The following is a 24,020-nucleotide window of genomic DNA, read 5'->3' on the forward strand; positions in this document are numbered from 1 at the left end:
CCGGTGACCGCCACCGCCGCGCCGGCGGCCCCACCCGCGCACCTGTACTCGCCGCGCCTGCGCGCGATGACCGTGGGCAGTGTCGCCCTGGTCTCGCTGCTCGCGTTCGAGGCCCTCGCCGTGGGCACCGCGATGCCCACGGTCGCCCGCAGCCTGGACGGGTTGGGGCTGTACGCGCTCGCCTTCGGCGGCCCGTTCGCCGCCGGGGTGGTGGCCATGGTCGTCTCCGGCATCTGGTGCGACGCGCGGGGACCACGCGCGCCGATGTGGCATGGGGTCGCGTGGTTCGTGGCGGGTTTGGCCGTCGCGGGTGCCGCCCCGACGATGGGCGTGCTGGTCGCCGGCCGGGTGGTGCAGGGCTTCGGCTCGGGCCTGCTCTCCGTGGCGCTGTACGTGATCGTCGGGCAGGCGTATCCCGAGGAGTTGCGGCGGCGGGTCTTCGCCGCGTTCGCGGCGGCCTGGGTCGTACCGTCGCTGGTCGGTCCGGCGCTGGCCGGCCTGATCGTCGAGCATCTGGGCTGGCGCTGGGTCTTCCTGGCGGTGCCGGTGGTCGCGGTGCCGGCGGTGCTGCTGGTCCAGCCGGGGCTGCGGGCGCTGGGCGCGGCGGTCCCGGCCCGACCGCCGGCCGGCGCGCTGGCCCGGATCGGCTGGGCGTGCGGGGCGGGGGCGAGCGCCGCACTGCTGCACCACGGGGGGCAGCAGCGCGGCGTGTCCGCAGCCGTGCTGGTGGCGGTGGCGGTGGCCGGACTGCTGGTCTGCGCGCCGCGCCTGCTGCCGGCCGGTTTCCTGCGGGCCGCCCGGGGGCTGCCCACGGTGGTCGGGCTGCGCGGCCTCGCCTCGGCGGCGTTCGCCGGGGCGGAGGTGGTGCTCCCGCTGATGCTCTCCCGGGAGCGCGGTTTCTCGCCGACCGCGGCCGGTCTGGTGCTGACCGTCGGCGCGGTCTCCTGGTCGATCGGCTCGTGGTTGCAGGGCCGGGTGGCCACGCCACGCTCCACCGCCACGCTGCCCCGGGCCGGGCTGAGCTGCATCACCCTCGGTACGGCGAGCGTGGCGCTGGCTGTGCTGCCGGGCGTACCGGTGGCGCTGGTGGTGTGCGCCTGGGCGGTGGCCGGCCTCGGCATGGGGCTGCTCTATCCGTCCCTGTCGGTGCTCACCCTGGCCCTCTCCGCAGCGGACGAGCAGGGCCGCAACAGTTCGGCGCTGCAACTGGGCGACTCGCTGGCCGCCGCCACCGTGCTGGCGCTGACCGGTGCCGTGCTGGCGGCCGGATCGGCGCCCGGCCCGGCGAGCTACGCGGTCACCCTGGCCGTGGCGGCCGGTTGCGGGCTGGTCGGCGTGCTGCTCGCCGGCCGGGTGGTGGTACGCCCGGCGGCCACCTGACCGCCGTCGCCGGCCCGACGGATCCGCCCCGCCGTCACGACGGGCGACGCCGTCTCGTCCTCCTGCCAGGCGTGGGAAGGGACGGTCGATGAGGGTTCTGGTCACCGGGGCGAGTGGGCGGCTCGGGCGGAAGGTGCTGCCGCTGCTGCGGGACGGCGGGTGCACGGTGCGGGCGTTGAGTCGACGTCCCCGCGAGGACTCCACCGTGGAGTGGGTGGCGGCCGACCTGGCCACCGGCGACGGGCTGGCCGCCGCGGTCGACGGGGTGGCGGCGGTGCTCCATCTGGCATCTTCGTCGGCCCGCCGTACTCAGGCTGTCGATGTGGCGGGCACCGGCCGGTTGGTGGCCGCGGCCGACCGGGCCGGCGTGGGACACCTGGTGTACGTCTCGATCGTGGGCGTCGACCGGGTGCCGCTCGGTTACTACCGGCACAAGCGCGCGGCCGAGCAGGTGGTGGCGGCCGGCCCGGTGCCGTGGAGCGTGCTGCGGGCGACCCAGTTCCCGGAGTTCCTGGAGGATCTGCTGCGTGGCGCCGGCCGACTCGGGCCGGTGATCGGTGACCCGGCGGTGCTCGCCCAGCCGGTCGACTCCGGTGAGGTGGCGGGCCGGCTCGTCGCGATGCTGACCGCCGGCCCGTCGTACGGGATCGCGGAGTTCGGCGGCCCGCAGGTGCTCCGCTTCGACGAGGCGGTACGGGCCTGGCAGGCCGCTCGCCGGTCGCTCCGCCCACTGCTGCCGGTACGGATCCCGGGGCGGCTCGGTCGGGCGCTACGGTCCGGCGGGCTCACCACCACGGTCACCCCGACCGGCACCCGGACCTGGGCGGATCACCTCGCGGACACGTACGGGTGAGCCGCCGAAGATGAAAACTCGGGCGGTTCACGTTCGTCTTACGGTGACCGCATGCTGGTTTTCGTCACCACGGTGGTCCTCTACGTCTTCGGTTTCGTCTTCCTCTACGGCGTGATCCGGCTCGGCGTCCGGCACGGCATCGAGGACGTCGAAGCGCAGCGCGCCCAGCTGGCCCGGGCCGAGCAGCTCGCGGCCTACCAGGACCGGACCTTCGCCCGCGAGAACGCCTTCCTCACCGGTAGCTGACGCCCGACCGGGACGCCGTCGCGAATCCGGTGGACTCCGGCCGGGTCGGTCGGTGGGCGGATCCGGCTGTCGGGTGCGAGGATCGCACCCGTGATGGGGACGCTGAAGACCGAACCTGCCCGTACCCGCCTGGACCTGCTGGCACCGCCGGTCGCCGCCGCGATCGGACGGTGGCCGGGTGGGGCACCGGTGGACGTCGACGAAGTGCTGGTCGCCCCGATCGACGCGGAGCTGGCCGACACGGCCGCGTTCTGTGCCGCGTACGAGGTGGGGCTCGACGAGTCGGCGAACTGCGTGGTGGTGGCCGGCAAGCGGGGTGGCGAGACCCGGTACGCCGCCTGCGTCGTGCTCGCCACCACCCGGGCCGACGTGAACGGTGTGGTCCGCCGGATGCTGGACGTGCGCAAGGCGAGCTTCGCGCCGATGGCCGACGCCGTCGAGCTGACCGGGATGGAGTACGGCGGGATCACCCCGATCGGGCTGCCGGAGGAATGGTCGATCCTGGTCGACTCGCGGGTGGTGGCCACCCCGCACGTGATCATCGGGTCCGGCGTACGGCACAGCAAGATCGCGCTGCCGGGGCCGGCGCTCGGCGCGCTGCCCGGGGCGACGGTGGTGGAGGACCTGGCCAGACCGGCCTAGGCAACGACAGTCATCGATCTTGTTTCACGTGAAACAAAATCGATGATCATCACTCGGCCGACTCGCGTTCCTCGACCTCGCGCAGGGCGGCGAGCAGGGTCTCCGGCTCCTGGGCGCCGGTGACGGCGTACTTGCCGGCCAGCACGAAGGTCGGCACGCTGGAGACGCCGATCTGGTGCGCGTTGGCCAGGTCGGCGGCCACCTCGCGCCGGCCCAGGTTCGACTCCAGGTAATCCCGGGTCTCCGTCTCGTCCAGGCCGACCTCGGCGGCCAGCTTGACCAGCGCGTCAGTCGACCCGACGTTCACCCCGTCGTGGAAGTGCGCCCGGTAGAGCGCCTCGACCAGCTCGGCGGCCCGGCCCCGCTCGGCGGCGTACCGGATCAGCCGGTGCGCCTCGAAGGTGTTGGCCTGCACCGAGCGGTCGAAGCGCAGGTCGAGGCCGACACCCGCGGCGACCTGGGTGACGTGGGCGAACATCCCCTCGGCCCGCTCCCGGCCGCCGAACTTCGCGGCCAACGCCTCGACCAGCGGCTTCGGCTCGGCCACCGGCGTCGGGTCGAGCTGGAACGGCCGGAACCGGACGGTCACCTCGCCGTCGTACGACTCCAGCGCCCGCTCCAGCCGGCGCTTGCCGATCCAGCACCAGGGGCAGACGACGTCGGCGTAGATCTCGATCTCCATGATCGGAGACAACCCGTCGATCAGGAGATCTGTTCCCGGACCTGGCGTTTGAGCCGGGCCAGGATCGCGTTGCCGCCGCGTACCCGCAACGGGCTGATCGCCTGGGCCAGCCCCATCCGCTGATAGAGGTCGTCCGGGACGGCCAGCACCTCCTCGGCGCTCGCCCCGGCCAGCCCCTCGGCGAGGATGCCGGCGAAGGCGCGCGTGGTCGGCGCCTCCGGCGGGCAGTCGAAGACCGTGGTCACCGTACGGTCCGGACCGACCTCGGCACGCAGGAAGAAGGCGGTCTGGCATTCGGGGACCTGCTCCAGCTCCGACCGATCCACGCCAGCCGGCAGGGGCGGGACGACGTCGGCGTACTCGAGAAGCATCTCCAGCACCACGTCGCGGGGCGCACCCGCGAACTCGTCGACGATCTCGGCCAGCTTGCTCGGCATCTCGGGCATTCCCTGAGGCTAGCCGTGCCCTCCGGTCACATGTTCGGGGCGGCTTCGCTGATGTTGCTGAGCGCGGAGTGGGGGTCGAGGTGCATGGCCAGGTCGCCGAGGGAGACGATGCCGACCAGCTTGCGTTCGCCGTCGCAGACCAGCACCCGCCGGATGTTGCGTGCCCGCATCAGCGTGGCCGCCTCGCTCGCGGTGGCGTGCTGCTCGATCATCACCACCTCACGGGTGATGATCGAGCCGATCGTGGTGGTCACCGGATCGGCCCGCTCGGCCACCGCCCGGACGACGATGTCGCGGTCGGTCAGCATGCCGGCGAGCGTCGCCCCGTCGGTGACCACCACGTCGCCGATGTCGGACTCCTTCATCACCCTGGCCGCATCCTCCAGGACGGTCTCCGCCGGCAGGTAGACCACCTGCTTCGTCATCACGTCGCTGACCCGGTACATGAGAGCCCTCCTCGGTCGATCCGACAGCGGTACCCCGTGACGTGTCCGCTACACCCGGTCCCGGCGTGCTCCGCGTACCTCGTCGAGCAGGCGCTCGACCAGGCCCTCCACTGGCAGCTCGACCCGCTCGCCGGAGGCCCGGTCGCGCAGCTCGACGTACCCCTCGGCGAGACGGCGGCCGACCACGACGGCGCGCGGGATGCCGACCAGCTCGGCGTCGGTGAACTTCACCCCCGCCGAGACGTGCGTGCGGTCGTCGACCAGCACCCGCAGGCCGGCGGCGGAGAGTCGTCCGCCGAGGTCCAGCGCCGCGTCGAGCTGCGGCCCCTTTCCGGCGGCCACCAGATGTACGTCGCACGGCGCGACCGCCGCCGGCCAGATCAGCCCCCGGTCGTCGTGGTGCTGCTCGGCGACGGCCGCGACCGCCCGGGACACCCCGATGCCGTAGCAGCCCATGGTGGGCCGGACCGGCTTGCCCTCCGGCCCGAGTACGTCGACCGCGAAGGCGTCGGTGAACCGGCGGCCGAGCTGGAAGATGTGCCCCACCTCGATGCCCCGCCGCATGGTCAGCTCGCCGGTCGCGCAGCCGGGGCAGGGGTCGCCGGGGCGCACCTCGGCGGCCTCGATCGTGCCGTCCGGGGTGAAGTCCCGCCCGCAGACCACGTCGACCGCGTGCCGGCCCGGCTCGTTCGCGCCGGTCAGCCAGGCGGTGCCGGTGACCACCCGCGGGTCGACCAGGTAGCGGATGCCGTGCTTGGCGAGGATCTGCGGCCCGAGGTAACCACGGACCAACTCGGGGTGGGCCGCCCAGTCCTCGAAGACGGCCACCGTGGCCGGATGCACCGCGGCACCCACCCGCTTGAGGTCCACCTCGCGGTCGCCCGGCAGGCCGATCACCAGCAGCTCGCCGGTCTCCGCGCCGGGCCGGCGTACGGTCAGCACGACGTTCTTCAGCGTGTCGGCCGCGGCCCAGTCGGTCCGGTCGCCGAGGGCGCGGGCGTTCGCCAGCTCGACCAGCGAGGCGATGGTCGGCGTCTCCGGGGTGTCGTGCACCTCCAGCACGGGGTGCGCGGCCGGGTCACCGGCGGCCGGGGCGCGGGTCACCACCGCCTCGGTGTTGGCCGCGTAGTCGCATTCGGTGCAGCCGACGAAGGTGTCCTCGCCGACCGGGGTCGCGGCCAGGAACTCTTCCGACGCCGAGCCGCCCATCGCCCCGGACATCGCGTGCACCACCGTGAAGTCCAGCCCGAGCTTTTCGAAGATCTTCGTGTAGGCGTTGCGGTGCCGGTCGTAGGCCTTTTGCAGCCCCGCCTCGTCCAGGTCGAACGAGTACGCGTCCTTCATCAGGAACTCGCGTCCGCGCAGCACGCCGGCCCGGGGCCGGGCCTCGTCCCGGAACTTCGTCTGGATCTGGAACAGCGTCACCGGGAAGTCCCGGTACGACGTGAAGAGGTCCTTCACCAGCAGCGCGGCCATCTCCTCATGGGTCGGGGCGAGTAGGTGCTCGGCGCCCTTCCGGTCGGCCAGGGTGAAGATGTCGTCGCCGTACTCCGTCCACCGCCCGCTGGTCCGGTAGGGCTCGGCCGGCAGCAGCGCCGGGAAGTGCACCTCCTGGTCGCCGATCGCCGCCATCTCCGACCGGACGATCTCGGTGACCCGGTCCAGCACCAGCTTGCCCAGCGGCAGCCAGGTGTACCCGCCCGGGGCGGCGCGGCGGACGTAGCCGGCGCGGAGCAGGAGCCGGTGGCTCGGCACCTCGGCGTCGGCCGGGTCCTCGCGCAGGGTCCGGAGCAGCAGGGTCGACATGCGCAGCAGCATTGCCGCAGCCTACGGCGGGCCGATCGGCCCGGCGATCCAATTCGCCCCGAGTCGTGCTTGATCGACTCCACGTCGCCCACATTGCGGTATCCGACCGACGTGGATGCCGCCAGGTCGCGTACCTGGAGTGGATCAGCCAAGTACGGCACTATCCGGCCATGTCAATGACTCCATCAGCACAGGCCACCAGCCAGTACGCGGCGACGACCGGCAACCTCACCGCCAGGATCGCGCTGCACGACTACGGCACGAACCCGCAGAGCTGGTTCGACTGGCTCGACGAACGGCTGCCGCTGGCCGGGGACGTGCTCGAAGTCGGTGCCGGCACCGGCAAGCTGTGGACCCACGTCGACCACCTCGGCCGGGGGCTCCGGCTGACCCTGGCCGACTTGTCGCCCGCCATGTGCGAGCGACTGCGGACCATCCCCGGTGCCCGTGTCCACCAGTGCGATGCCGCCGACCTGCCGTTCTCCGAGGCGAGCTTCGACACCGTCATCGCCAACCACATGCTCTACCACCTGGACGATCCGGTCGCCGCGCTGGGCGAGTTCGCCCGGGTGCTCCGCCCCGGCGGCCGGCTCGCCGTCGCCGTCAACGGCAGCGACCACCTCGCGGAACTCATGGCGATCGGCTCGGCCGTCGGCCGGTCCGACCTGGCGCTCGGTTTCAACCAGACCAACTCCACCGCCGAGACGGTGCCGGGGTGGTTGGCCGACCACTTCACCGGCGTCACCGTCGAGCGCTACCCGTGTGACCTCGACATCCCCACGGCCGAGCCGATCCTCGCCTATCTCGCCAGCATGGCCGAGGAGCCACTCACTCCCGAACAGCAGTCAGCCGCCCGCGACATCGTCCAGGCCCGGATCGACGCCGAGGGCGGTTTCCGGGTACGCAAGCACAGCGTGCTGATCACGGCCACGCGCTGACCGATCGGGATGCCGTCGAATCAGTGCCGCTTGGCGAAGTCGACGAAGGCGTGCCAGGTCCGGGGCTCGAAGGTGAGCACCGGGCCGGTCGGGTCCTTGCTGTCGCGTACGCCGACCACGCCGGGCAGGTTGTCGGCCACCTCGACGCAGTCGCCCTGGGTGCCGCTGCGGGTGGACTTGCGCCAGGTGGCGCCGGTCAGCTCCATGACGTGATCACTTCCTTCATCAGCTCGATCGACTGCTGGCGAGACAATGCCTCGCTGCGGACGCTCTCCCACCTCGCCAGCAGGATAGCCATATCCTCATCTTTGTCGACCACCTCGCCGCCGAGCTGGGTCTCCAGGTGACCGACCCAGCCGCCGTCGCGACCCCTGGCCAGCGAGAAGGGGCCGACCAGCCCGACGTGTAAGGCAACGGTGACGGGAACGATGTGGACGTGAATGTGGGGGCGCTGAGCGCACTCGATCAGATGCGCGATCTGCTCCGCCATTAGGCCGCGGAAGTTTTCGTCGGCTCGTCGGAGAACGACCTCCTCGATCACCGCGACATACTTCGGTGGATCAGGACTGAAGAGAAGTGACTGTCGTTCCATTCGGTCCGCCACGCGCCTTTCCACCTCGTCCTCACTGATCATGTCGTCAGTGCGGATCACCGAGCGGGCGTAGTTTTCCGTCTGTAGCAGGCCGTGAATGAGGGAAGGCTGGTAGCAGCGCAACTGTTGGGCCTGCCGCTCGGAGTCCAGCCACGACTGGAGCCAGCTTGGCTGGCCGTCGCGCTCGGCCATCCTGAGCAGCGACGTCAACAGGCCGCCCGTGTCCAGCACCTCGTCGGTCCGCTTGAGGAAGAACCGGTCGAACGGCCGCTGCCCCAGCTCGATGGCGGACACCTGCGAGCCCGAGAAGTGGACCAGTTTCCCGAACTCCTCCTGGCTCAGCCCGGCCTTCATCCGCAGCCGCCGTAGTTGCGACCGGATCAGCTCGGCGGTCGGCTCGTCTTCCACGCGTCCTCCACGATCTCCCGGCCGTCTGCCCGGCACCCGTCGTTTCCTCGCAACGGTCGACCGGACCCCGCCCGGACCGGCTTCGATGCCTTCCGAGAGTAGTTCTGTCCTCAGCAGACTGTCACGTAGCGGGCCCCTTCCGTCCGGCCCGCCACGGGGCCGCCCCCGAACCTCCCCCAGGTGCCGGGGCGGCCCCGACCCGTACAGATGAGAGGAGACCTGATGCGTAACGCGATCCGCTGGTTTCGCTGCCGCACCGCCGTGCCGCCGCCGCCGCTACCCCGCCGGATGAAGGGGGAGAACCTGCCGGGCTGGATGCGCGAGCCGACCCGGGTCATCCCGACCATGCGACCGGGCAGCCCCGGCCAGCTGACCCCGGCACAGGAATGGCGTGCCAACGGCGGTCGCTGGTGACCGGCCACGAGCAACACATCGTCAGGTTCCCGATACCGCGCCTCGGGCCGTACCCCGACCGGCCGCGCGCCTACCCGCCCGGCCAACCACCGCACCTGCCGATCCGGCCGCTGTGGATGTGCCGGGCGTGCGGGCGGCCGTGGCCCTGCGCCGAGGCCCGGCTGTTGCTCCGCGTCGAGTACGACAGCAACCCGATCGACCTGGCCATCTATCTGTCCGGGCTCTATCACGAGGCTACCCACGACCTGTTCCGCCTCAACCCGCACGACGGTCCGACTCCCCGCGACCTCTTCGAACGCTTCGTTGCCTGGGGCCCGTACCGCAGGGGCATCGTCGCGCCGCCCGCCGAGAATTGACGAACCCGACGGCAACCGTCGGGAGGCAGGGTGACGTCTGGGGAGGCATCACGATGCACCTCCACCTCAACCCGAAGGATCGGCTCGTGTGGACACTCTCCTGAGTGAGTTCGACGTGTTCGTGCGAACTCGTACCCCGCACTGCTGCGCTCGGCCTACCTGCTGACCGGCGACCAGCATTTGGCCGAGGACCTCGTCCAGTCCGCCCTGGCCCGGACCCACCGGTCGTGGGGCCGGCTGCACGACAGCGGCAACGCCGAGGCGTACACCCGCAAGACCATGTACCACCTACAGGTCTCCTGGTGGCGACGGCGGGCCCTGCTGGTCCTGCGGTTCTTCGAGGACCGCTGGTCCGCCCCCGTCAAGTGGCTGTTGCGGTCAGCGCAGCACGGTGATCGCCGCCTTGGCCGCCACGTGTTTCCAGGGCGCGATCACCACGACCCCGTCCCGCTCGATGACCTGGGCGCCCTCGCCCTCGAAGCCGGCCGAGAGCGGCCCTTCCGCCACCACGCTGACCTTGCCGGTGGCCGGGTCGATGCGGACCAGGCGCGGCGGAAGGTCGCGCCGGTCGCCCGACTCCCAGGCGAGTACGCCCTGCTCGTCGCGGCGGATCAACTGGACCTGGCTGTCGGTGTGGCCCGAGGAGACCCAGCGACGCCTGCCGGTGGCCAGGTCGATCGCGACGATCTGGTTGGCCTGCCGCATTTTGTTCGGCACGTTCTTCGGGAAGGTGGGCAGGTAGAGGGTGTCGTCGTCACCGGCGTACCGGTAGACGGCCGGGCCCTCGATCGAGTTGGACCGGTTGGGCGGGATGGTCCACAGTTCGGTGCCGTCGATCGTATTGCCGAAGGTGGCCAACTCCTTGCCGGTTCGCGGGTCCCGGACGGCGTACGCGTCGTGCCCGAGCCCCGGCAGGCTGACCAGCGGCTGCACGCTCAGCACGCCGTCGGTGAGCTTCGCCTCGGGCAGCCGCTGCCGCCAGCGCGCCTTACCGGTGGCCGGGTCCAGGGCGTCCACCTCACCCCCGCTCGGGCAGCGGTAGGTGACCACCACCTGTTCGCCGGCGGCCCGTACGTCCCGGAACCGGCAGTCCCGGCCCGGCAGCAGCTTCTGCGGCGTGGCCCGCCAGAGCTGCTTGCCGTCGGCGAGGGAGAGCCCGATCAGGGTGTCCTCGGAACGGACGATCACCTGCTGGCCGGCGACCGACAGGTCCGGGGCCCGCAGCGGGCCGCGCCCCTCCCGTACCGGTCCCGGGAACCTGGCAGTCCAGGTCAGCTTGCCGCTGTTCAGGTCGAAGCCGGCGACGGTGTTGCAGGAGTTGTCGGAGCCGACCGCGACCGCCCCGCGGCCGTCCGTCACCGCCTGGGCGGCGACGCAGAGCGAGGTGCCGTCCGGCGCCGGGACGCCCCACGCCTGTGCGCCGTCGGCGAGCTGATAGGCGAGCAGACCGTCCGCCTGGGCCCGGACCACCGTGTCGCCGGCCAGCCAGGCGCCGAACATGTCCTGCTTGTCGTAGGTGGTGAGCCCGGTTCTCTCGTGCGCGGGGAAGTCGAGCGTCCAGGCGGTCTTCAGCGCGTCGCCGTCACCGCCGCCGGACCACCCGCCGACCAGCCGGGCCACCCCCCAGGCGGTGCCGCCGCCGACCAGCAGCACGGCGACCAGACCGCCCGCGACCAGCAACGCGAGGCGTCCCCGCCGCTTGGGCGCCGTCGGCGGGGTGCCGCCCGCCCCGGGCCAGCCGTTCACCGGGTACGCGGCCGGCTGCTGCGACCAGGGGTGCTGCGGTACGGGCGGCCAGCCGCCCGGCGTTGCGGGCTGCTGCGGCTGGGGACCCAGAGGATTCGTCATCGTCTTCTCTCCGCTCAGCTCGCCTGGCCCCGCACGTACGCCGACCAGCCCGCCTGGAACTCCGTCAGCGGGACGCCGAGCACCTCCTGGCACGCCCGTTCGGCGGTGGCGCCCTGGTAGCGAGCGGCCACGAACCGGAAGAGTTTCGGCTCGCCGTGCTTTTCCGCGAGGTAGTTCATCGCGACGTGCCCGAGCCAGTAGTGGAAGCTGACGTGGTTCTCCGGAACCGCCCAGTCGAAGTTGCTCGGCAGTTGGCCGTTCCAGCCGCCGGAGCGGACGAGCGTGCGGGCCTGCGCGGTCCGGCGGCTGGCGCTGAGCGGCTCACCCCGGTGGGACATGTATTCGGCGAAGCCCTCGACGATCCAGTTCTCGATGCCGTCGAAGAGGTCCAGATTGTCGGCGTCCTGGAGGGTGGCGACCAGAGAGTGGGCCAACTCGTGCCGGAAGATCTCGCGGGGACCCCGCTTGTCGCCCGGCGCGAAGAACGACCGGTCCGCCACGTCGATCACGATCCGGCTGCCGCCGATGTCGATGTTCTTCTGCTTGGCCTCGGTCGAGACCATGCCGATCGAGACGCCCGACTCGGTGGTCTTCTCCTTGTTGATCCGATAGAGCGAGCCGAGGTCCTTCTTTCCCTTGACCAGGCTGATGACGAAGCCCTTCGGGGTGTTGCCGGTGACCCCGCCGGCCTGCCACGCGGCGAAGTCGTCCCGTACGGCCGCCTCGGCGACCGGCGCGTACCGCTTCGCCTCGGTGGCCATCCTGGCGTCCGTGATGACCAGGGTGTGCGCGGTCCGCTCCACGTGGATGTCGCGCCACTTGTCCCACGGGCCGGGGTGGTAGACCGTCTTCGAGCTGCCGAGCGCGGCCGGTGCCCCGGTCACCGCGGTCACCTTGATCGGCGCGTCCCTGCTCTCCCGGACGACCGTCCAGCGGTACCACTCGGCGACCGGAGTGAGGTCGTACCCGTCGAACTGGTGGACGAAGGAGACGTCGAGCTGGAAGGTCACCCCGCGGCCGAAGCTGTCGCTGGTCCGCCCCTGCTGCGCGACGGTCCGGTACTCGCTGACCGACAGCGGCAGCTTGCCCAGGTTCTTGAAGAGGTTGGTCTGACTGGCGACCAACTCCTTGCTGGTCGGGTCGAAGGGGGCGAGGTAGGCGGTGAGGTCCTTGTCGGTCAGGGCCTTGCTGTGCCTTCCGAGCAGGTCGTCCAGCTCCTGCTGGGTGACGGTGACCCCGTTCGCGCCGGCCGCGGCGGCCTTCGGGGCCGCGTCGTCCGCGCCCCGGTCGCGCAGCCCGACGATCACGCCGACCGCCGTGCCGGCGCAGAGGGTCAGCGCCAGCACACCCGCGCCGACGCCGATCCACAGGCCGCGCCGCGACTTCGGCCCGGTCGGTGGCGGCGGCTGCTGCGGGTACGGCCCGAAGCCCGGCTGCCCCGGCCCACCCGGATACGGCCCGGGCGGCCCGGCCGGGTACGCGTTCGTTGGCGGTTGTCGCCCCGGTACGTGCGGCTGACCGGGGGCCGGGAACGCGGAGGGGTGTCCCTGGGTCATGTGTTCCTCGTCTGCGCCGTCGGTGCCCAGCCGGCAGCGGCGAACGGCCTCGCCCCGACCGGATGACGGGCAACATCATCCAACGTCCGGGTGATGGAATCTGCCCCGAACCGGCCGAGGGCGCCTTTTGTCCGCCTGGCTCGGTGTCAGATCCGTCACGGTCGTCGTCGATGACCTCCGCCACGTCTTGACCGAGGGGTACGGCGGCGGGGAGCCGGGCGGTGACAGACTGACCGACACAGCTCTGCCGGGACGTCAGAGGGAGGCGCGGTGCGCTGGCGCAGCTTCGTGGCGGTGGGTGACAGCTTCACCGAGGGCATGAACGACGCCTATCCGGACGGCACGTTCCGCGGTTGGGCGGATCTGGTGGCGACCCGGCTCGCCGCCGAGGCCGGCCCCGACTTCGGGTACGCCAACCTGGCCATCCGGGGCCGGCTGTTCCCGAACGTCGTCGCCCAGCAGGTGCCGGCCGCCCTGGCCATGAAGCCTGACCTGATCAGCTTCGCGGCCGGCGGCAACGACGTGCTGCGCCGTACGTTCGACGCCGACTCCTTCGTCCCCCGGTTCGACGCGGTGATCGGCGACCTGCGCGGCAGCGGCGCCGACGTGATCCTCTTCCGGTTCGCCGACGTGATGGCCCGGCTCCCCGGGCAGCGGCTCGTCGCGCCCCGGGTGAACCTGCTCAACCGGGCGGTCGGCGAGGTCGCCGAGCGCCACGGCGCGATCCTCGTCGACCTGTACGCCGACGACGCCTACCTGAACCCGATGCTGTGGAGCACCGACCGGCTGCACATGTCGGCGGCCGGGCACCGGCGGGTGGCCGGGCAGGTGCTCACCGCGCTCGGGGTGGGCTGCGACGAGGAGTGGCTGCTGGTGCCGCCGCACCCCGCGCCGACCCCGTGGCTGGCGGCCCGCGCCGCGGACCTGCGCTGGGCCGGGCAGCACCTGGCCCCGTGGGTCAAGCGGCGGCTGACCGGCCGCTCCTCCGGCGACCTCGTCACCGCCAAACGGCCGGTGCTCGGGCCGATCACCGACTGACCGGTGCGCACCGTCCACGCCGCCGCGCTGCTGCGGCTCACCCTCGACGCCGAGCCGGCCGCCGGGCAGGCCGTCCTGGTCGACGGCGACCGGATCGGCGCGGTCGGCCCGCTGGACGAGCTGACGGAGGCGTACCCCGGGGTGCGGGTGCGGCGGTGGGCCGGCACCCTCGGGCCGGCGCTGGTGCACGACGGGCCGCTGCCGCCCGCGCCGACCCCGCGCGAGCGGGTGCACGCCCTCTTTCGGCTCGGCGTCGCCGCGGTGCTCGCCGCGCACGTGACCGAGCCGGGCCTGCGCGCGGCGGCCACCCGTAACGACGTCGTGGTGCTCGGCGCCTTCCGGCCGCCGGCGTTGGTCGAGGCCGGCCGCGCGGACCTGGCCGTCTTCGCCGACGACGGCACCTGTCTGGCGACGGTGGTGGCCGGCCGGCTGGTGCACCGGCGGGCCTGACCGCCGGTGCCACGACGACCCGGCCCCGGGTCGCGGGCGTCCACCGCCGCATCCGCTGGACCCGATTTCCGGCACACCGGCGACCGGCCCGGAACGGGCGTAGCTTGGGGCTCATGCCTGTGCCGAGCGATCCGAATCCCCACCTCCAGTCGTACGCCGATCCGCAGCGCCTGGTCACCACCGACTGGCTGGCCGAGCACCTGGGCGACGAGGGCCTCGTGGTGGTCGAGTCCGACGAGGACGTGCTCCTCTACGACACCGGCCACCTCCCCGGCGCCGTCAAGGTCGACTGGCACACCGAGCTGAACGACCAGGTGACCCGGGACTACCTGGACGCGAAGAGCTTCGCCGAGCTGTGCGCCGCCAAGGGCATCGGGCGGGACGACACGGTGGTCTTCTACGGCGACAACTTCAACTGGTGGGCCGCGTACGCGCTCTGGGTCTTCTCCCTCTTCGGCCACCCGGACGTCCGGCTGCTCGACGGCGGCCGGCAGAAGTGGATCGCCGAGGGGCGGGAGCTGACCCGGGAGAAGGTCACCCGGCCCCGCGCCGAGTACCCGGTGCCGGTGCGGAACGACGCGCCGATCCGGGCGTACCGGGAGCAGGTGATGGCGCACATCGCCGCCGGCCGGCCGCTGGTCGACGTCCGCTCTCCCGGCGAGTACACCGGCGAGATGCTGCACATGCCGGACTACCCGCAGGAGGGGGCGCTGCGCGGCGGGCACATCCCCGGCGCGGTGAGCAAGCCGTGGAAGTCCGCCGCGAACGACGACGGCACCTTCAGGTCGGCCGGCGAGCTGCGCGCCATCTACGCCGACCAGCTCGGCCTGAGCCCGTCCGACGACGTGGTGGCGTACTGCCGGATCGGCGAGCGGTCCAGCCACACCTGGTTCGTGCTGCACCACCTGCTCGGCTATCCGCAGGTACGCAACTACGACGGCTCGTGGACGGAGTGGGGCAACCTGGTCCGCGCTCCCGTCGTGCAGGGCGACCAGCCGGGCGGCCTCGCCGGCTGAACCTCGACCGGGGGGTGATCCGGCGTTGCGCCCTGCGCCCGGGGTCCGACAGGGCAGGCTGGGCAGAGCGGTCGTCGGATCAGCCGAGGGAGGGGGCGTGGATCTCCTGCACAACCGGTTCGTCGGGCTGCTCGTGCTGGCCGCTTTCCCGCCGGCTCTCGAAGGCGCCATTCTGGCCGGTTACGGCTTCCGGGCCGCCGAAGGGCTGGCCCCCCAGTTCTCCGCCGTCTGGCCGTACGACAACTATCACGACCTGCGTTGGCTGATGGTCTACCACGACTCCTGGCTGACCTTCTTCCTCGGCCTGGTGGCGCTGATCGTGCTCCGGGCGCTCTACACCACCGCGCTCGTCATGCTGGCCTGGCCCCGGCACCTGCCCCGCCCGCGTTTCCGCCGGCTGGCCTGGCGCAACCTGGCACTGACCGTGGTGGTCAGCGTGGTGGTGTCCCCGTGGGCCGCGCTCTCGGTGGCCGCCTCCGTGGTCGCGCTCTCCTGGCTGTTGGTCGCCTCGCTGCTGCCGCTGTTCCTGCTGGCGCCGTTCCTGCAACGCGCCGCCGTGTCGAATTCCTGGTGGCGAGGGTTGCCCTCGATCGAGCTGGTCGGCTGGTCCCTGCTGAACTTCGTGGTGCTCACCGTCGGCGGGGCGCTGGTCTGGACCGTCCCGGCGTGGTGGACCGCCCCGGTGGCGGCGGTCGCCGGGTTGATCAACGGGCTGCTCTGGCAGCGCACGGTGGGCTCGGCCCTGGATCCGCGCCGACCGGCCCACTGGGCGCGGATACCCGTCGCGCCGCTGGCGATTTTTCTCGCCTTCGTCGTGCCGGTCGTTCTCCAGCCGGTGCTGGCGGCCCTGCCCGGCAAGTCGACGAAGCCCCCGCCGATCGCGCTGCTGGATCGGCCGCTGCCGTCCAACGTCGGGCACGCGGTGATCTTCCTAGCCGGACACTCCAGCGCGTACGACGGGGAACCGCCCGTCGACCCGAACGTGCAATGGTTCTCCTATCGGGGACTGGATTCGCAGAACCGGCCGTTGCCGTTCGGTTCCCGGGACACCTACCGGTCGATCGAGTCCAGCGTGGCGATGCTCGACAAGCAGGTGGAGCTGCTGCATCGGCGTACCGGCCGGCCGGTCGCCCTGGTCGGGCAGAGCGAAGGGGCGCTCATCGCCCGCACCTATCTGGCCGACCGGCCGCATTCGCCGGTGAATGCTCTGGCGATGGAGAGCCCGCTGATCAACGCGGGCCGGTCCTACTACCCGCCGGCCGATGTGTCGCAGGGCTGGGGCGTGGTTGCCGGCTGGGAGTTGCGGGTCCTCTTCCGCCTCGCCGACATCATCGCGATGAGCGGGAGCGGACCGGAAGAGCCGTTCGTCCGGTCGATCCTCGACAACGCACCCTTCTACCGCAACGACCTGATGTGTCCGGTAGCCGGTGTGCGGATCGTGGCGTTCCTGCCGACCACCACCGCCACCGAGGCCCCGCCGGGCAAGTACGCCGGTGTGCCCGTTTTCGAGATGCCGGCGGTGCACGGTGGCCTGCTGGCCCGGCCGGTGGTCGAGGAGCATCTGTTGAACTTCCTCGGCGGACAGCCGATCAGCCAGCCCGAGCGCGGTTACGCCCTGTTGCAGGAGGCCTCGGCCGCCTGGCAGGCGCCACCGCTGGCGCTGGGCCTCAACCCGGTCTGGCGGGGTCAGCGGATGGCCGACCCGGCCTTCACCGGGAGAGTCTGTCAGCCGATCTGACCTCGCCGGCCCGGGCGGGCGGCCGCCGGGACAGCCAGAGCAGTCGCAGCGCCGCCACGATCATTCCGATCACGATCGCGGACCAGACCGGCTCGAACGGGAGCATGATCAGGTGAATGAGGAGGCTGGCCAGCGCGGCCAGCGCGGCGAGCCGGACCGACCAGCGGCGGCCGGTGAGGAGCAGGAGCCCGGCGACTGCCAGCAGGATCGAGCTCACCACGTGCGCCCACGTCCAACCGGTGATGTCGAGGCGGAGGAGCCCTTCGGGGTTCTCCACCACGTACGGGTCGTCGTCCACGTCACTCAGGCCCTCGAGGGTGTCGAAGACGCCGATCCCGGCGAGCAGGACGGCCGCGAGCATCCGCTGGCGGTGCTTGACGTGCGCCTCGTCGTGCCGGGTCACCCCGTCCCCCTTTCGCCGTTCCTCCCAGCCTAGGGACGACCGGCCGGCTCCGTCCGGCGCTCGGCGCGCGAACCCGTCCCGCGCAGCACCCGCCACGCACCCCCGGTGACCAGGGCGAAGATTCCCGCCGCCGCCCAGCCCACCGGCGCCACCCCGTACGCCTCCCCGGCGAACCCGGCCAGCGCCGCCCCGACCGGCGCGCTGGCGAGCCCGACCACCCGCTGCGCCGCGCCGACCCGGCCGAGCAACTCCGGTGGCACGTGCCGCTGGCCGTACGCCGACCAGAGGCTGTTCCACACCGTCGTGCCGGCCGCGAAGCAGGCCAACGCGACACCCCCGGCCAGCGGGTGCCGGGCCAGCGCGAACCCGGTCAACGCCACGGTCTGCCCGAGCAGCACCCCGCGTAGCGCGGGCAGGGTGCCGAACCGGGCCGCCAGCCGTCCCGCGCCGAGCGCCCCGGCCAGGCCACCGACCACCGCCCCCGCCGCGAACAGCCCGTACGCGGCCGGCGGCACCCGCAGCACCGTGAGCGCGTACAGCACCAGCACGGCCATCACCCCGCTGATGGCCAGGTTCGATCCCGTGGTCGCCACGGTCACCCGCCACAGCACCGGGTCCCGCCGTAGCCAGCGCACCCCCGCCCAAGCCTCGCGCCAGACGCTCCCCCGGTTCGGGGCGCGGTGGTGACCGGCGGGCCGTGGGCTGGGGCGGAGCGCGAGGGCGAGAAGGGCCGCCGCGGCGAAGGTGAGGGCGTCGAGGGTGAAGGGGAAGGCCGCCGAGATCGCGAAGAGGAGGCCGGCCAGCGGGGCGCCGAGGAAGCCGCCGGCGACCGCCGTGCCGGCCTGGAGGCGACCGTTGGCGGCGGGCAGCGCGGCCGACGGGACCACCGCCGGGAGCATCGCGAAGGAGGCCGCGTCGAAGACCGTACCCAGGGCGGCGAGCAGGAACGCGGCGACCGCGAGCGCGGCTACCCCGGCCCGGCCGGTGGCGACCAGCCCGGCCAGGGCGGCCACCACGCCGGCGCGTAGCCCGTCCACCGCCGCCATGGTTCGGCGGCGGTCCCACCGGTCGGCGTACGCACCGCCGAGCAGGCCGAGCAGCAGCGGCGGGAGCTGGCCGGCGACGGTCACCGCGGCGACGGCCCGGGGATCACGGGTGAGCGTGGCGGCCAGCAGGGCCAGGGCTGGCGTACGCAGGGCGTCGCCGAACCGGGAGGAGACGGCGGCGGCCCAGAGCAGCCGGAAATCGCGGCCGAGAACGGGAGCGGTCATGCCGCCGGAGCCTGGGCCCTGAAGCGGGTCGAGGGTCAAGTGACCGAAAACGGGACGGACACTGTCGGACATCGCCGGTACGGTGAGCGCCGAAATCCGACCGGGGAGCACGATTGGACCGCACCTTCCAGGTCGACCTCCGAGGCGTGGTCGACCTGCTCAGTCATCACCTCTACGGCAGCCCACGGGTCTACGTCCGGGAGCTGCTCCAGAACGCCGTCGACGCGATCACCGCCCGCCGGGCGACCGAGCCGGACGCGCCGGCCCGGGTCCGGATCGAGCCGCCGGAGCTGACCGGCGACGGCACGCTGCGGGTGCACGACACCGGCATCGGCCTGACCGAGGCGCAGGTGCACGAGCTGCTGGCCACCATCGGGCGCAGCTCCAAGCGGGACGAGCTGGGCTTCTCCCGGCACGAGTTCCTCGGCCAGTTCGGCATCGGCCTGCTCTCCTGCTTCCTGGTCGCCGACGAGATCCGGGTGGTCACCCGGCACGCCGACCAGCCCACCGTGTTCTGGACGGGCTGGTCCGACGGCCGCTACGCGGTCGAGGTCGCCGGGCCCGGGCAGGCGCGGCGCGAGCCCGGCACCACCGTGACGCTGGTGCCCCGGCGCGACGCCGACCAGTGGTTCGACGTGCCGACGGTGACCGAGCTGGCCCGCAACTACGGCGCGCTGCTGCCGGTGGACGTCCGGGTCGGGGACAGGCCGACCACCGCCGGCCCGCCGCCGTGGCCGACCACTCCGGGCGCGCCGGTCGACCGGGCCGCCCTGCACTCCTACGCGCAGGACGTCCTCGGCTTCGTCCCGTTCGACGTGGTGCCGCTGGCGGTGCCCGAGGCGGGGCTGACCGGGGTCGCCTTCATCCTGCCCACCCCGGTGAACCCGGCCGCCCGCTCCGGGCACCGGGTCTATCTCAAGCGGATGCTGCTCACCGAGCACGCCGACGGGCTGCTGCCCGACTGGGCCTTCTTCGCCCTCTGCGTGGTGGACGCCACCGAGCTGCGCCCGACCGCCAGCCGGGAGGCGCTCTACGAGGACACCCTGCTCGCCGCCACCCGGGACGCCCTCGGCGACCAGTTGCGCGGCTGGCTGGTCCGGCTGGCCAAGCACGACCCCCGGCGGCTCGCCGAGTTCCTCCAGGTGCACCACCTCGGGGTCAAGGCGCTCGCCGTGCACGACGACGAGATGCTGCGCCTGGTCGACCAGTGGTGGCCGATGGACACCAACGTCGGCACCCTCACCCTCGCCGAGTTCCGCCAGCGGCACGGCCTGATCCGCTACGCCGCCAGCCTCGACGAGTTCCGCCAGCTCGCCGCCGTCGCGGCGGCGCAGGACCTGGCCGTGGTGAACGGCGGCTACACGTACGACACCGAGCTGATCGAGCGGCTGCCCACGGTGGACCGGTCGGTGCTCATCGAGCGGCTGGAGCCGAGCGACCTCACCACCCGCTTCGACAGCCTCGATCCGCAGACCGAGCTGGCCCTGCGGCCGTTCCTCACCGGGGCGCAGCGGGCCCTGGAACGGCTCGGCTGTGAGGTGGTGGTCCGGGCGTACGACCCGGTCTCGCTGCCGGCGCTCTACCTGGTCAGCCGCTCGGCCGCGTTCCACGACCAGCTCGCCGCCAGCCGGGACAAGGCCGACGAGCTGTGGGGCGGGGTGCTCGACGCGCTGGCCACCTCCGCCCCGCCGGACCGGCCGCAGCTGGTGCTCAACCACCGCAACCCGCTGGTCCGCCGGGTCACCACGCTGACCGACCCGGAGCTGGCCGGGCTCGCCGTCGAGGCGCTCTACGGGCAGGCCCTGCTGCTCGGGCACCATCCGATCCGGGCGGCGGACGCCGCCCTGCTGAACAGTTCCTTCCTCGGCCTGCTCGGCCGGGCCGTACCAGGACAGGAGTCGGGCCGTGAGTGACGACGACCTCTGGCGGATGCTCCACGAGGCCGACAACATGCCGTTCGGCGCGGGGCAGATCGCCGCGGTGGAGCAGCTGCTCCGGCGGGCCGACGCCGGTGACGACCGGCATCTGGCCTTCGCCGTCCGGATCAGCGCCACCAACGCGTACACCTTCGGCGGCGAGCCCGCCAAGTCCTTCGTCACCTTCTCCTGGTGCCTCGCCGAGTACGACCGTGACCCGCAGCCCTACCACCAGCGCTACACGCACGAGCTGCTCTGGTTCTTCAAGCACATGGTCACGGCCATGCTGGCGTTCCCGGAGCTGCCGCTGGACCGCGCGTACGCGGTGCTCGACGACATGGAACGGCGCTACCGGGAGTCCGGGCACACCCTCCAAGCCGTGTACAAGCACCGCCATCTGGTCGCCGCCCACGTGGGCGCCGAGGAGGAGGCGGCGGAGTGGTACCGGCGCTGGCTGACCACGCCCCGGGACGCCCTCTCCGACTGCGCCGGCTGCGACCCGACCGCCCAGGTCAAGCACCTGGTTCGGCTGGGACGGCACCAGGAGGCGGTGGCGCTGGCCGAGCCGGTGCTCGCCGGCCGGTTGAGCTGCGCCGAACAGCCGCAGGCCATCCTCACCGCGCTGCTCACGCCCTACCGGGAGACCGGCCGGGTCGACGCCGCCCGCGACGCGCACCGGGAGGCGTACCGGCGGCTGCGCGGGCGCCTCTCCGAGCTGTGGGAGATCGCCGACCACGTCGAGTTCTGCACCGTGACCGGCAACGAGGCCCGGGCGCTGGAGCTGGTCGAACGCCACCTCGACTGGCTGGACCGGGCGCCCAGCCCGGGTGCCGCCATGAGTTTCGCGGCCGCCGCCTCGGCCGCCCTGCGGCAGGTGTCCGGCGAGCTGACCGTGCACCGGCGGGCGTTCGGGGACCGGCCGGCCGCCGACGTGCCGGTGGGCGTGCTCGCCGAGGAGTTGGCCGGTACGGCCACCGCGCTGGCCGCCCGCTTCGACGCGCGCAACGGCACCGCGTACCAGTCCGAGCTGATCGCCCGGCGACTCGCGGCCGGGCCGGTCGGCGAGCACCTGCCGCTCTCCGCCAGCCTGCGCCGCCGGCCGCTGCCCGCCCCGCGTACCGGTGCGGAGACCCTGGCCGCCCGGCCGGAGGTGACGGTCCCGGCCCAGGCCACGGCCGACGAGCTGCTCGCGCTCGCCGACGAATGCTGGCGTACCCATCGACGGGACGGGCTGCTCGCCGCGCTGCGGGCGTACGACGAGCGGTACGGCGACGCCGAGCTGCCGGCCGGCACCCGGGCCTGGCGGCTGGAACTGCGCGCCGGAGAGTTCGACGAGCGGGCCGGTGACGACGCGAGCGCCGCGATCGAGGCGAACCGGACCGCCCTGGCGGCCTGGCGGGGGGTGCCCGATCCGGTCCGGGCGCAGGTGGTGGCCGGTCGGCTCGGTGCCCTGCTCTGCGTGAGCGAGGAGGGTGAGTCGGAAGGGCTGGCCCTGGCCCGGGAGTCCGTCGACCACCTCACCGAGCACGGTGACCAGCGCGAACGCGCCGCCGCGTGGGACCGGCTGGGCCTGGCGTACGTGTACCGGGAGCGGTGGGCGGACGCCTTCGAGGCGTTCGACCGCGCGGCTGCCGAGGCAGATGTCGACCCGTGGCTGGCGGGCCGGGTGGCGTTGCACCGCATGCACGTGCTGGAGGAGTTGGCGCGGTCCGAGGAGTTCCGGGAGGCGGCGGCGCACGCCCGGCGGCTCAGCCGCGAGCTGGGCGACAGCGAGATGCTCACCAGCGCCTGCCTGGCGTACGCCCGGGCGGTGGACGACCCGGGAGAGGCGGTCGCCGCCTGCGACGAGGCGCTGACCGTGGCCCCGCCGGGCGCGCGGCTGCCGGTGCGGGTCCACCGGGGGCGGGCGCTGCTCGTGGCCGACCGGGCCGGCGAGGCGGTGGACGACTTCGCCGAGGCGGTCACCCTCTGCGTGGAGCAGGGGCTGCCGGGGGACGCGCTGCTCCGCTGCGAGTTGGCCGAGGCGTACCGGCTGGCCGGCCGGCTCGGCGAGGCCGCCGAGGTGGCGGAGGAGGCGGTGCTCGGACTGGACCGGGCCGGCGCGCAGGCCGAGGCCGACCGGTGCCGGCACATGCTGGCCGACATCTACCACGGGCTGGGTGAGATCGACCTGGCCCTCGCGCTGCTCGACCAGCTCGCCGACAACCTCGACGGTCCGGACAATCTCCCGCACCGGGCGCAGGCGCTGGAGCAGGCCGGGGGGATCCTCTACGACGCGGACCGGGACGCCCTGGCCGCGCAGCGGTTCGCGGCGGCGGCGTCGGCGTACGGGCTGGCCGGGCACCCGCTGGACGAGCTGCGGGCCCGGCGGCGGGAGTTGCTGGCCCTGAACTGGTCCGGTGACCTGCCGGCGGCGGTCGCCGCGATCGAGGTGGTGGACGCCGCCGCCGCTGCGCTCGCCGGCCATCCCGACGAGCCGCCCGTGGTGACGTACGAGCGGGCGATGGCCGCCGACGCGGTGGCTCGGGTGCTGACCGCCGAGGGGCGGCTGACCGCCGCGTTGGAGCGGGTGGCCGGCGTACCGGACCGGCTGCGGTCGATCGAGGCGTTCGGCGAGGCGGCCCAGGTCGAGGTCTTCACCGGTGAGCTGCTGCTGCGGGACGAACGGCCGGCCGAGGCGGAGCGCCTGCTGCGCCGGGTGCTCGGCGGTCTGCCGACCGGCTCCCGCCCGGCGGCCCAGGCCGCCTGGCTGCTGGCCCGCTCCCTCGACGATCTGGGCCGGTCCGCCGAGGCGGCGAAGATCCGCGCCGAATACGGCATCGAGGAGGATGACTGACTCATCCGGTTGACCGACTTGTTTCGGCCGGATGTGCCGCAACTGACGGGTAACCGAATCTCCACCACTTCGCGCCCGAGGTCTAGGCTGGCCGGGTGACGGTGGGACAGCGGTCGCGAGGTGCGGCGAACGGAGCGATGGGTACGGGTCGACGGTCCCGGCGGGACGAGATCCTGGAGATCGCGGTGGGCCTCTTCGCCGCTCGCGGCTACCACGGCGTGTCGATGGACGACATCGGCGCCGCCGCCGGGGTGACCGGTCCGGCCCTCTACCACCACTTCGCCGGCAAGGAGGCCATGCTGGTCGCCGCGCTGATCCCGGTCAGCGAGGGCCTGCTCGCCGGTGGGCAGGAGCGGTCGGCGAACCACCCGGACGACCCGCGCGGCACGTTGGAGTCGCTGATCGACTTCCACGTCGACTTCGCGCTGGCCAACCCGGCGGTGATCGCCCTGCACCTGCACGAGTTGGACCGCCTTCCCGACGAGCCGCGCCGCCGGATCCGCCGGCTCCAGCGGATGTACGTCGAGGAGTGGGTGACGGTGCTGACCGCGCTGCACCCCGGCCTGCCGGACGGCGAGGCGCGGGTGCTCGCCCACGCCGCCTTCGGCCTGATGAACTCCACCCCGTTCCTCGGCGGCGAGGTGGACCGCCGCCGCCGTGCCGCGCTACTGCGCGGCGCCACCCTCGCCGCCCTGCTTGCGCCGACCGACTCGTGATTCCCTAGCATCCGTCCCAAAGT

Annotated in this window: 24 protein-coding genes and 1 pseudogene; 15 read left to right on the top strand and 10 right to left on the bottom strand. The window is 72.9% G+C overall.

The genetic code is table 11. The features are described 5' to 3' along the window. Positions 1 to 3 precede the first annotated feature (3 nt). The 4 genes from GA0070621_RS23570 (at position 4) to GA0070621_RS23585 (ending at position 3,121) form a co-directional block, all read left to right on the top strand. Positions 4 to 1,380 (top strand): MFS transporter, encoded by a 1,377-nt coding sequence (locus GA0070621_RS23570; RefSeq protein ID WP_167667233.1) that lies wholly within the window; start codon positions 4 to 6, stop codon positions 1,378 to 1,380. A gap of 88 nt (positions 1,381 to 1,468) precedes the next feature. After that, positions 1,469 to 2,233: an SDR family oxidoreductase gene (locus tag GA0070621_RS23575; RefSeq protein ID WP_091199785.1), complete on the top strand. Its 765-nt coding sequence runs from the start codon at positions 1,469 to 1,471 to the stop codon at positions 2,231 to 2,233. 51 nt (positions 2,234 to 2,284) lie between these two features. Further along, a complete protein-coding gene (locus GA0070621_RS23580) occupies positions 2,285 to 2,479 on the top strand; it encodes a hypothetical protein (protein ID WP_091199787.1) in 195 nt (64 codons plus the stop codon). 93 nt (positions 2,480 to 2,572) lie between these two features. Continuing rightward, complete coding sequence (locus GA0070621_RS23585) at positions 2,573 to 3,121, top strand: YbaK/EbsC family protein (RefSeq protein ID WP_091199788.1); 549 nt, start codon at positions 2,573 to 2,575, stop codon at positions 3,119 to 3,121. Between the two features lie 49 nt (positions 3,122 to 3,170). Here GA0070621_RS23585 and GA0070621_RS23590 read toward each other — a convergent pair whose 3' ends face one another. Genes GA0070621_RS23590 through GA0070621_RS23605 form a run of 4 tightly spaced genes read right to left on the bottom strand, consistent with a single transcriptional unit; the run spans position 3,171 to position 6,513 of the window. Beyond that, the gene (locus GA0070621_RS23590; RefSeq protein WP_091199790.1) at positions 3,171 to 3,803 is read right to left on the bottom strand and encodes a DsbA family oxidoreductase; all 633 of its coding nucleotides are present in this window, start codon (positions 3,801 to 3,803) and stop codon (positions 3,171 to 3,173) included. A 20-nt stretch (positions 3,804 to 3,823) separates the two neighbouring features. Continuing rightward, positions 3,824 to 4,249 (bottom strand): SufE family protein, encoded by a 426-nt coding sequence (locus tag GA0070621_RS23595; protein ID WP_091199791.1) that lies wholly within the window; start codon positions 4,247 to 4,249, stop codon positions 3,824 to 3,826. A gap of 26 nt (positions 4,250 to 4,275) precedes the next feature. After that, positions 4,276 to 4,695 carry a CBS domain-containing protein gene (locus GA0070621_RS23600; RefSeq protein WP_091199793.1) on the bottom strand — a complete coding sequence of 140 codons (420 nt, stop codon included), beginning with the start codon at positions 4,693 to 4,695 and terminating at the stop codon, positions 4,276 to 4,278. Positions 4,696 to 4,743: 48 nt separating this feature from the next. Further along, positions 4,744 to 6,513, bottom strand: coding sequence for a proline--tRNA ligase (locus GA0070621_RS23605; protein WP_091199795.1), 1,770 nt, complete (start codon positions 6,511 to 6,513; stop codon positions 4,744 to 4,746). Positions 6,514 to 6,671: 158 nt separating this feature from the next. Between GA0070621_RS23605 and GA0070621_RS23610 the strand changes: the two genes are divergently transcribed. Continuing rightward, on the top strand, positions 6,672 to 7,439 hold the full coding sequence (locus GA0070621_RS23610; RefSeq protein WP_091199797.1) for a class I SAM-dependent methyltransferase: 768 nt from the start codon (positions 6,672 to 6,674) through the stop codon (positions 7,437 to 7,439). Between the two features lie 20 nt (positions 7,440 to 7,459). Here GA0070621_RS23610 and GA0070621_RS23615 read toward each other — a convergent pair whose 3' ends face one another. Both GA0070621_RS23615 and GA0070621_RS23620 read right to left on the bottom strand, forming a co-directional pair. After that, positions 7,460 to 7,645: a DUF397 domain-containing protein gene (locus GA0070621_RS23615; RefSeq protein ID WP_091199799.1), complete on the bottom strand. Its 186-nt coding sequence runs from the start codon at positions 7,643 to 7,645 to the stop codon at positions 7,460 to 7,462. After that, entirely contained in the window at positions 7,636 to 8,439 is an 804-nt protein-coding gene (locus GA0070621_RS23620) for a helix-turn-helix domain-containing protein (protein WP_091199801.1), read from the bottom strand. The genes GA0070621_RS23615 and GA0070621_RS23620 overlap by 10 nt, the downstream gene beginning before the upstream one ends. Before the next feature lie 222 nt (positions 8,440 to 8,661). Between GA0070621_RS23620 and GA0070621_RS23625 the strand changes: the two genes are divergently transcribed. From GA0070621_RS23625 to GA0070621_RS23635, 3 genes and pseudogenes are all read left to right on the top strand, one after another. Then, entirely contained in the window at positions 8,662 to 8,853 is a 192-nt protein-coding gene (locus GA0070621_RS23625; RefSeq protein WP_091199805.1) for a hypothetical protein, read from the top strand. Further along, on the top strand, positions 8,850 to 9,209 hold the full coding sequence (locus GA0070621_RS23630; RefSeq protein ID WP_167667237.1) for a hypothetical protein: 360 nt from the start codon (positions 8,850 to 8,852) through the stop codon (positions 9,207 to 9,209). Before GA0070621_RS23625 ends, GA0070621_RS23630 begins: the two co-directional genes overlap by 4 nt. A gap of 88 nt (positions 9,210 to 9,297) precedes the next feature. Continuing rightward, a pseudogene (locus GA0070621_RS23635) lies at positions 9,298 to 9,524 on the top strand (sigma factor); the annotation flags it as partial. Positions 9,525 to 9,587: 63 nt separating this feature from the next. On the opposite strand, the gene GA0070621_RS23640 reads toward GA0070621_RS23635, so the two are convergent. After that, positions 9,588 to 11,057 (bottom strand): PQQ-binding-like beta-propeller repeat protein, encoded by a 1,470-nt coding sequence (locus tag GA0070621_RS23640; RefSeq protein WP_091199810.1) that lies wholly within the window; start codon positions 11,055 to 11,057, stop codon positions 9,588 to 9,590. A gap of 14 nt (positions 11,058 to 11,071) precedes the next feature. Then, positions 11,072 to 12,613: a hypothetical protein gene (locus GA0070621_RS23645; RefSeq protein WP_091199812.1), complete on the bottom strand. Its 1,542-nt coding sequence runs from the start codon at positions 12,611 to 12,613 to the stop codon at positions 11,072 to 11,074. A gap of 270 nt (positions 12,614 to 12,883) precedes the next feature. Here GA0070621_RS23645 and GA0070621_RS23650 point away from each other — a divergent pair, with 270 nt between their 5' ends. The 4 genes from GA0070621_RS23650 (at position 12,884) to GA0070621_RS23665 (ending at position 16,855) form a co-directional block, all read left to right on the top strand. Further along, a complete protein-coding gene (locus tag GA0070621_RS23650; protein ID WP_091199814.1) occupies positions 12,884 to 13,651 on the top strand; it encodes an SGNH/GDSL hydrolase family protein in 768 nt (255 codons plus the stop codon). A gap of 3 nt (positions 13,652 to 13,654) precedes the next feature. Then, positions 13,655 to 14,101: an imidazolonepropionase-like domain-containing protein gene (locus GA0070621_RS23655; protein WP_091199818.1), complete on the top strand. Its 447-nt coding sequence runs from the start codon at positions 13,655 to 13,657 to the stop codon at positions 14,099 to 14,101. A gap of 113 nt (positions 14,102 to 14,214) precedes the next feature. Beyond that, positions 14,215 to 15,117 (top strand): sulfurtransferase, encoded by a 903-nt coding sequence (locus GA0070621_RS23660; RefSeq protein WP_091199821.1) that lies wholly within the window; start codon positions 14,215 to 14,217, stop codon positions 15,115 to 15,117. Positions 15,118 to 15,175: 58 nt separating this feature from the next. After that, positions 15,176 to 16,855: an alpha/beta fold hydrolase gene (locus tag GA0070621_RS23665; RefSeq protein WP_407940358.1), complete on the top strand. Its 1,680-nt coding sequence runs from the start codon at positions 15,176 to 15,178 to the stop codon at positions 16,853 to 16,855. Here GA0070621_RS23665 and GA0070621_RS23670 read toward each other — a convergent pair. Together GA0070621_RS23670 and GA0070621_RS23675 are read right to left on the bottom strand one after the other, a co-directional pair. Then, a complete protein-coding gene (locus GA0070621_RS23670) occupies positions 16,827 to 17,258 on the bottom strand; it encodes a DUF7144 family membrane protein (protein ID WP_091199825.1) in 432 nt (143 codons plus the stop codon). The genes GA0070621_RS23665 and GA0070621_RS23670 overlap by 29 nt on opposite strands. Before the next feature lie 29 nt (positions 17,259 to 17,287). Then, the gene (locus GA0070621_RS23675; RefSeq protein ID WP_091199827.1) at positions 17,288 to 18,529 is read right to left on the bottom strand and encodes an MFS transporter; all 1,242 of its coding nucleotides are present in this window, start codon (positions 18,527 to 18,529) and stop codon (positions 17,288 to 17,290) included. 113 nt (positions 18,530 to 18,642) lie between these two features. Between GA0070621_RS23675 and GA0070621_RS23680 the strand changes: the two genes are divergently transcribed. The 3 genes from GA0070621_RS23680 to GA0070621_RS23690 all read left to right on the top strand — a co-directional run bounded on the left by GA0070621_RS23680 (position 18,643) and on the right by GA0070621_RS23690 (position 23,997). Beyond that, positions 18,643 to 20,442 carry an HSP90 family protein gene (locus GA0070621_RS23680; RefSeq protein ID WP_091199829.1) on the top strand — a complete coding sequence of 600 codons (1,800 nt, stop codon included), beginning with the start codon at positions 18,643 to 18,645 and terminating at the stop codon, positions 20,440 to 20,442. Then, on the top strand, positions 20,435 to 23,281 hold the full coding sequence (locus GA0070621_RS23685) for an aldehyde dehydrogenase family protein (RefSeq protein WP_091199831.1): 2,847 nt from the start codon (positions 20,435 to 20,437) through the stop codon (positions 23,279 to 23,281). The genes GA0070621_RS23680 and GA0070621_RS23685 overlap by 8 nt, the downstream gene beginning before the upstream one ends. Positions 23,282 to 23,418: 137 nt before the next feature. After that, entirely contained in the window at positions 23,419 to 23,997 is a 579-nt protein-coding gene (locus GA0070621_RS23690; RefSeq protein WP_091199833.1) for a TetR/AcrR family transcriptional regulator, read from the top strand. The last annotated feature ends 23 nt before the right edge of the window (positions 23,998 to 24,020 follow it).

Origin of the sequence: Micromonospora narathiwatensis, from assembly GCF_900089605.1 — a bacterium.
Taxonomy (GTDB): Bacteria; Actinomycetota; Actinomycetes; order Mycobacteriales; family Micromonosporaceae; genus Micromonospora; species Micromonospora narathiwatensis.

What these genes read in the sequence shown, in the direction of transcription:
- GA0070621_RS23585 (WP_091199788.1), top strand. Translation starts at nt 2,573, where the DNA reads ATGGGGACGCTGAAGACCGAACCTGCCCGTACCCGCCTGGACCTGCTG.
- GA0070621_RS23625 (WP_091199805.1), top strand. Translation starts at nt 8,662, where the DNA reads ATGCGTAACGCGATCCGCTGGTTTCGCTGCCGCACCGCCGTGCCGCCG.
- GA0070621_RS23595 (WP_091199791.1), bottom strand. Translation starts at nt 4,249, where the DNA reads ATGCCCGAGATGCCGAGCAAGCTGGCCGAGATCGTCGACGAGTTCGCG.
- GA0070621_RS23615 (WP_091199799.1), bottom strand. Translation starts at nt 7,645, where the DNA reads ATGGAGCTGACCGGCGCCACCTGGCGCAAGTCCACCCGCAGCGGCACC.
- GA0070621_RS23690 (WP_091199833.1), top strand. Translation starts at nt 23,419, where the DNA reads ATGGGTACGGGTCGACGGTCCCGGCGGGACGAGATCCTGGAGATCGCG.
- GA0070621_RS23645 (WP_091199812.1), bottom strand. Translation starts at nt 12,613, where the DNA reads ATGACCCAGGGACACCCCTCCGCGTTCCCGGCCCCCGGTCAGCCGCAC.
- GA0070621_RS23660 (WP_091199821.1), top strand. Translation starts at nt 14,215, where the DNA reads ATGCCTGTGCCGAGCGATCCGAATCCCCACCTCCAGTCGTACGCCGAT.
- GA0070621_RS23640 (WP_091199810.1), bottom strand. Translation starts at nt 11,057, where the DNA reads ATGACGAATCCTCTGGGTCCCCAGCCGCAGCAGCCCGCAACGCCGGGC.
- GA0070621_RS23675 (WP_091199827.1), bottom strand. Translation starts at nt 18,529, where the DNA reads ATGACCGCTCCCGTTCTCGGCCGCGATTTCCGGCTGCTCTGGGCCGCC.
- GA0070621_RS23580 (WP_091199787.1), top strand. Translation starts at nt 2,285, where the DNA reads ATGCTGGTTTTCGTCACCACGGTGGTCCTCTACGTCTTCGGTTTCGTC.
- GA0070621_RS23610 (WP_091199797.1), top strand. Translation starts at nt 6,672, where the DNA reads ATGTCAATGACTCCATCAGCACAGGCCACCAGCCAGTACGCGGCGACG.
- GA0070621_RS23590 (WP_091199790.1), bottom strand. Translation starts at nt 3,803, where the DNA reads ATGGAGATCGAGATCTACGCCGACGTCGTCTGCCCCTGGTGCTGGATC.
- GA0070621_RS23600 (WP_091199793.1), bottom strand. Translation starts at nt 4,695, where the DNA reads ATGTACCGGGTCAGCGACGTGATGACGAAGCAGGTGGTCTACCTGCCG.
- GA0070621_RS23605 (WP_091199795.1), bottom strand. Translation starts at nt 6,513, where the DNA reads ATGCTGCTGCGCATGTCGACCCTGCTGCTCCGGACCCTGCGCGAGGAC.
- GA0070621_RS23575 (WP_091199785.1), top strand. Translation starts at nt 1,469, where the DNA reads ATGAGGGTTCTGGTCACCGGGGCGAGTGGGCGGCTCGGGCGGAAGGTG.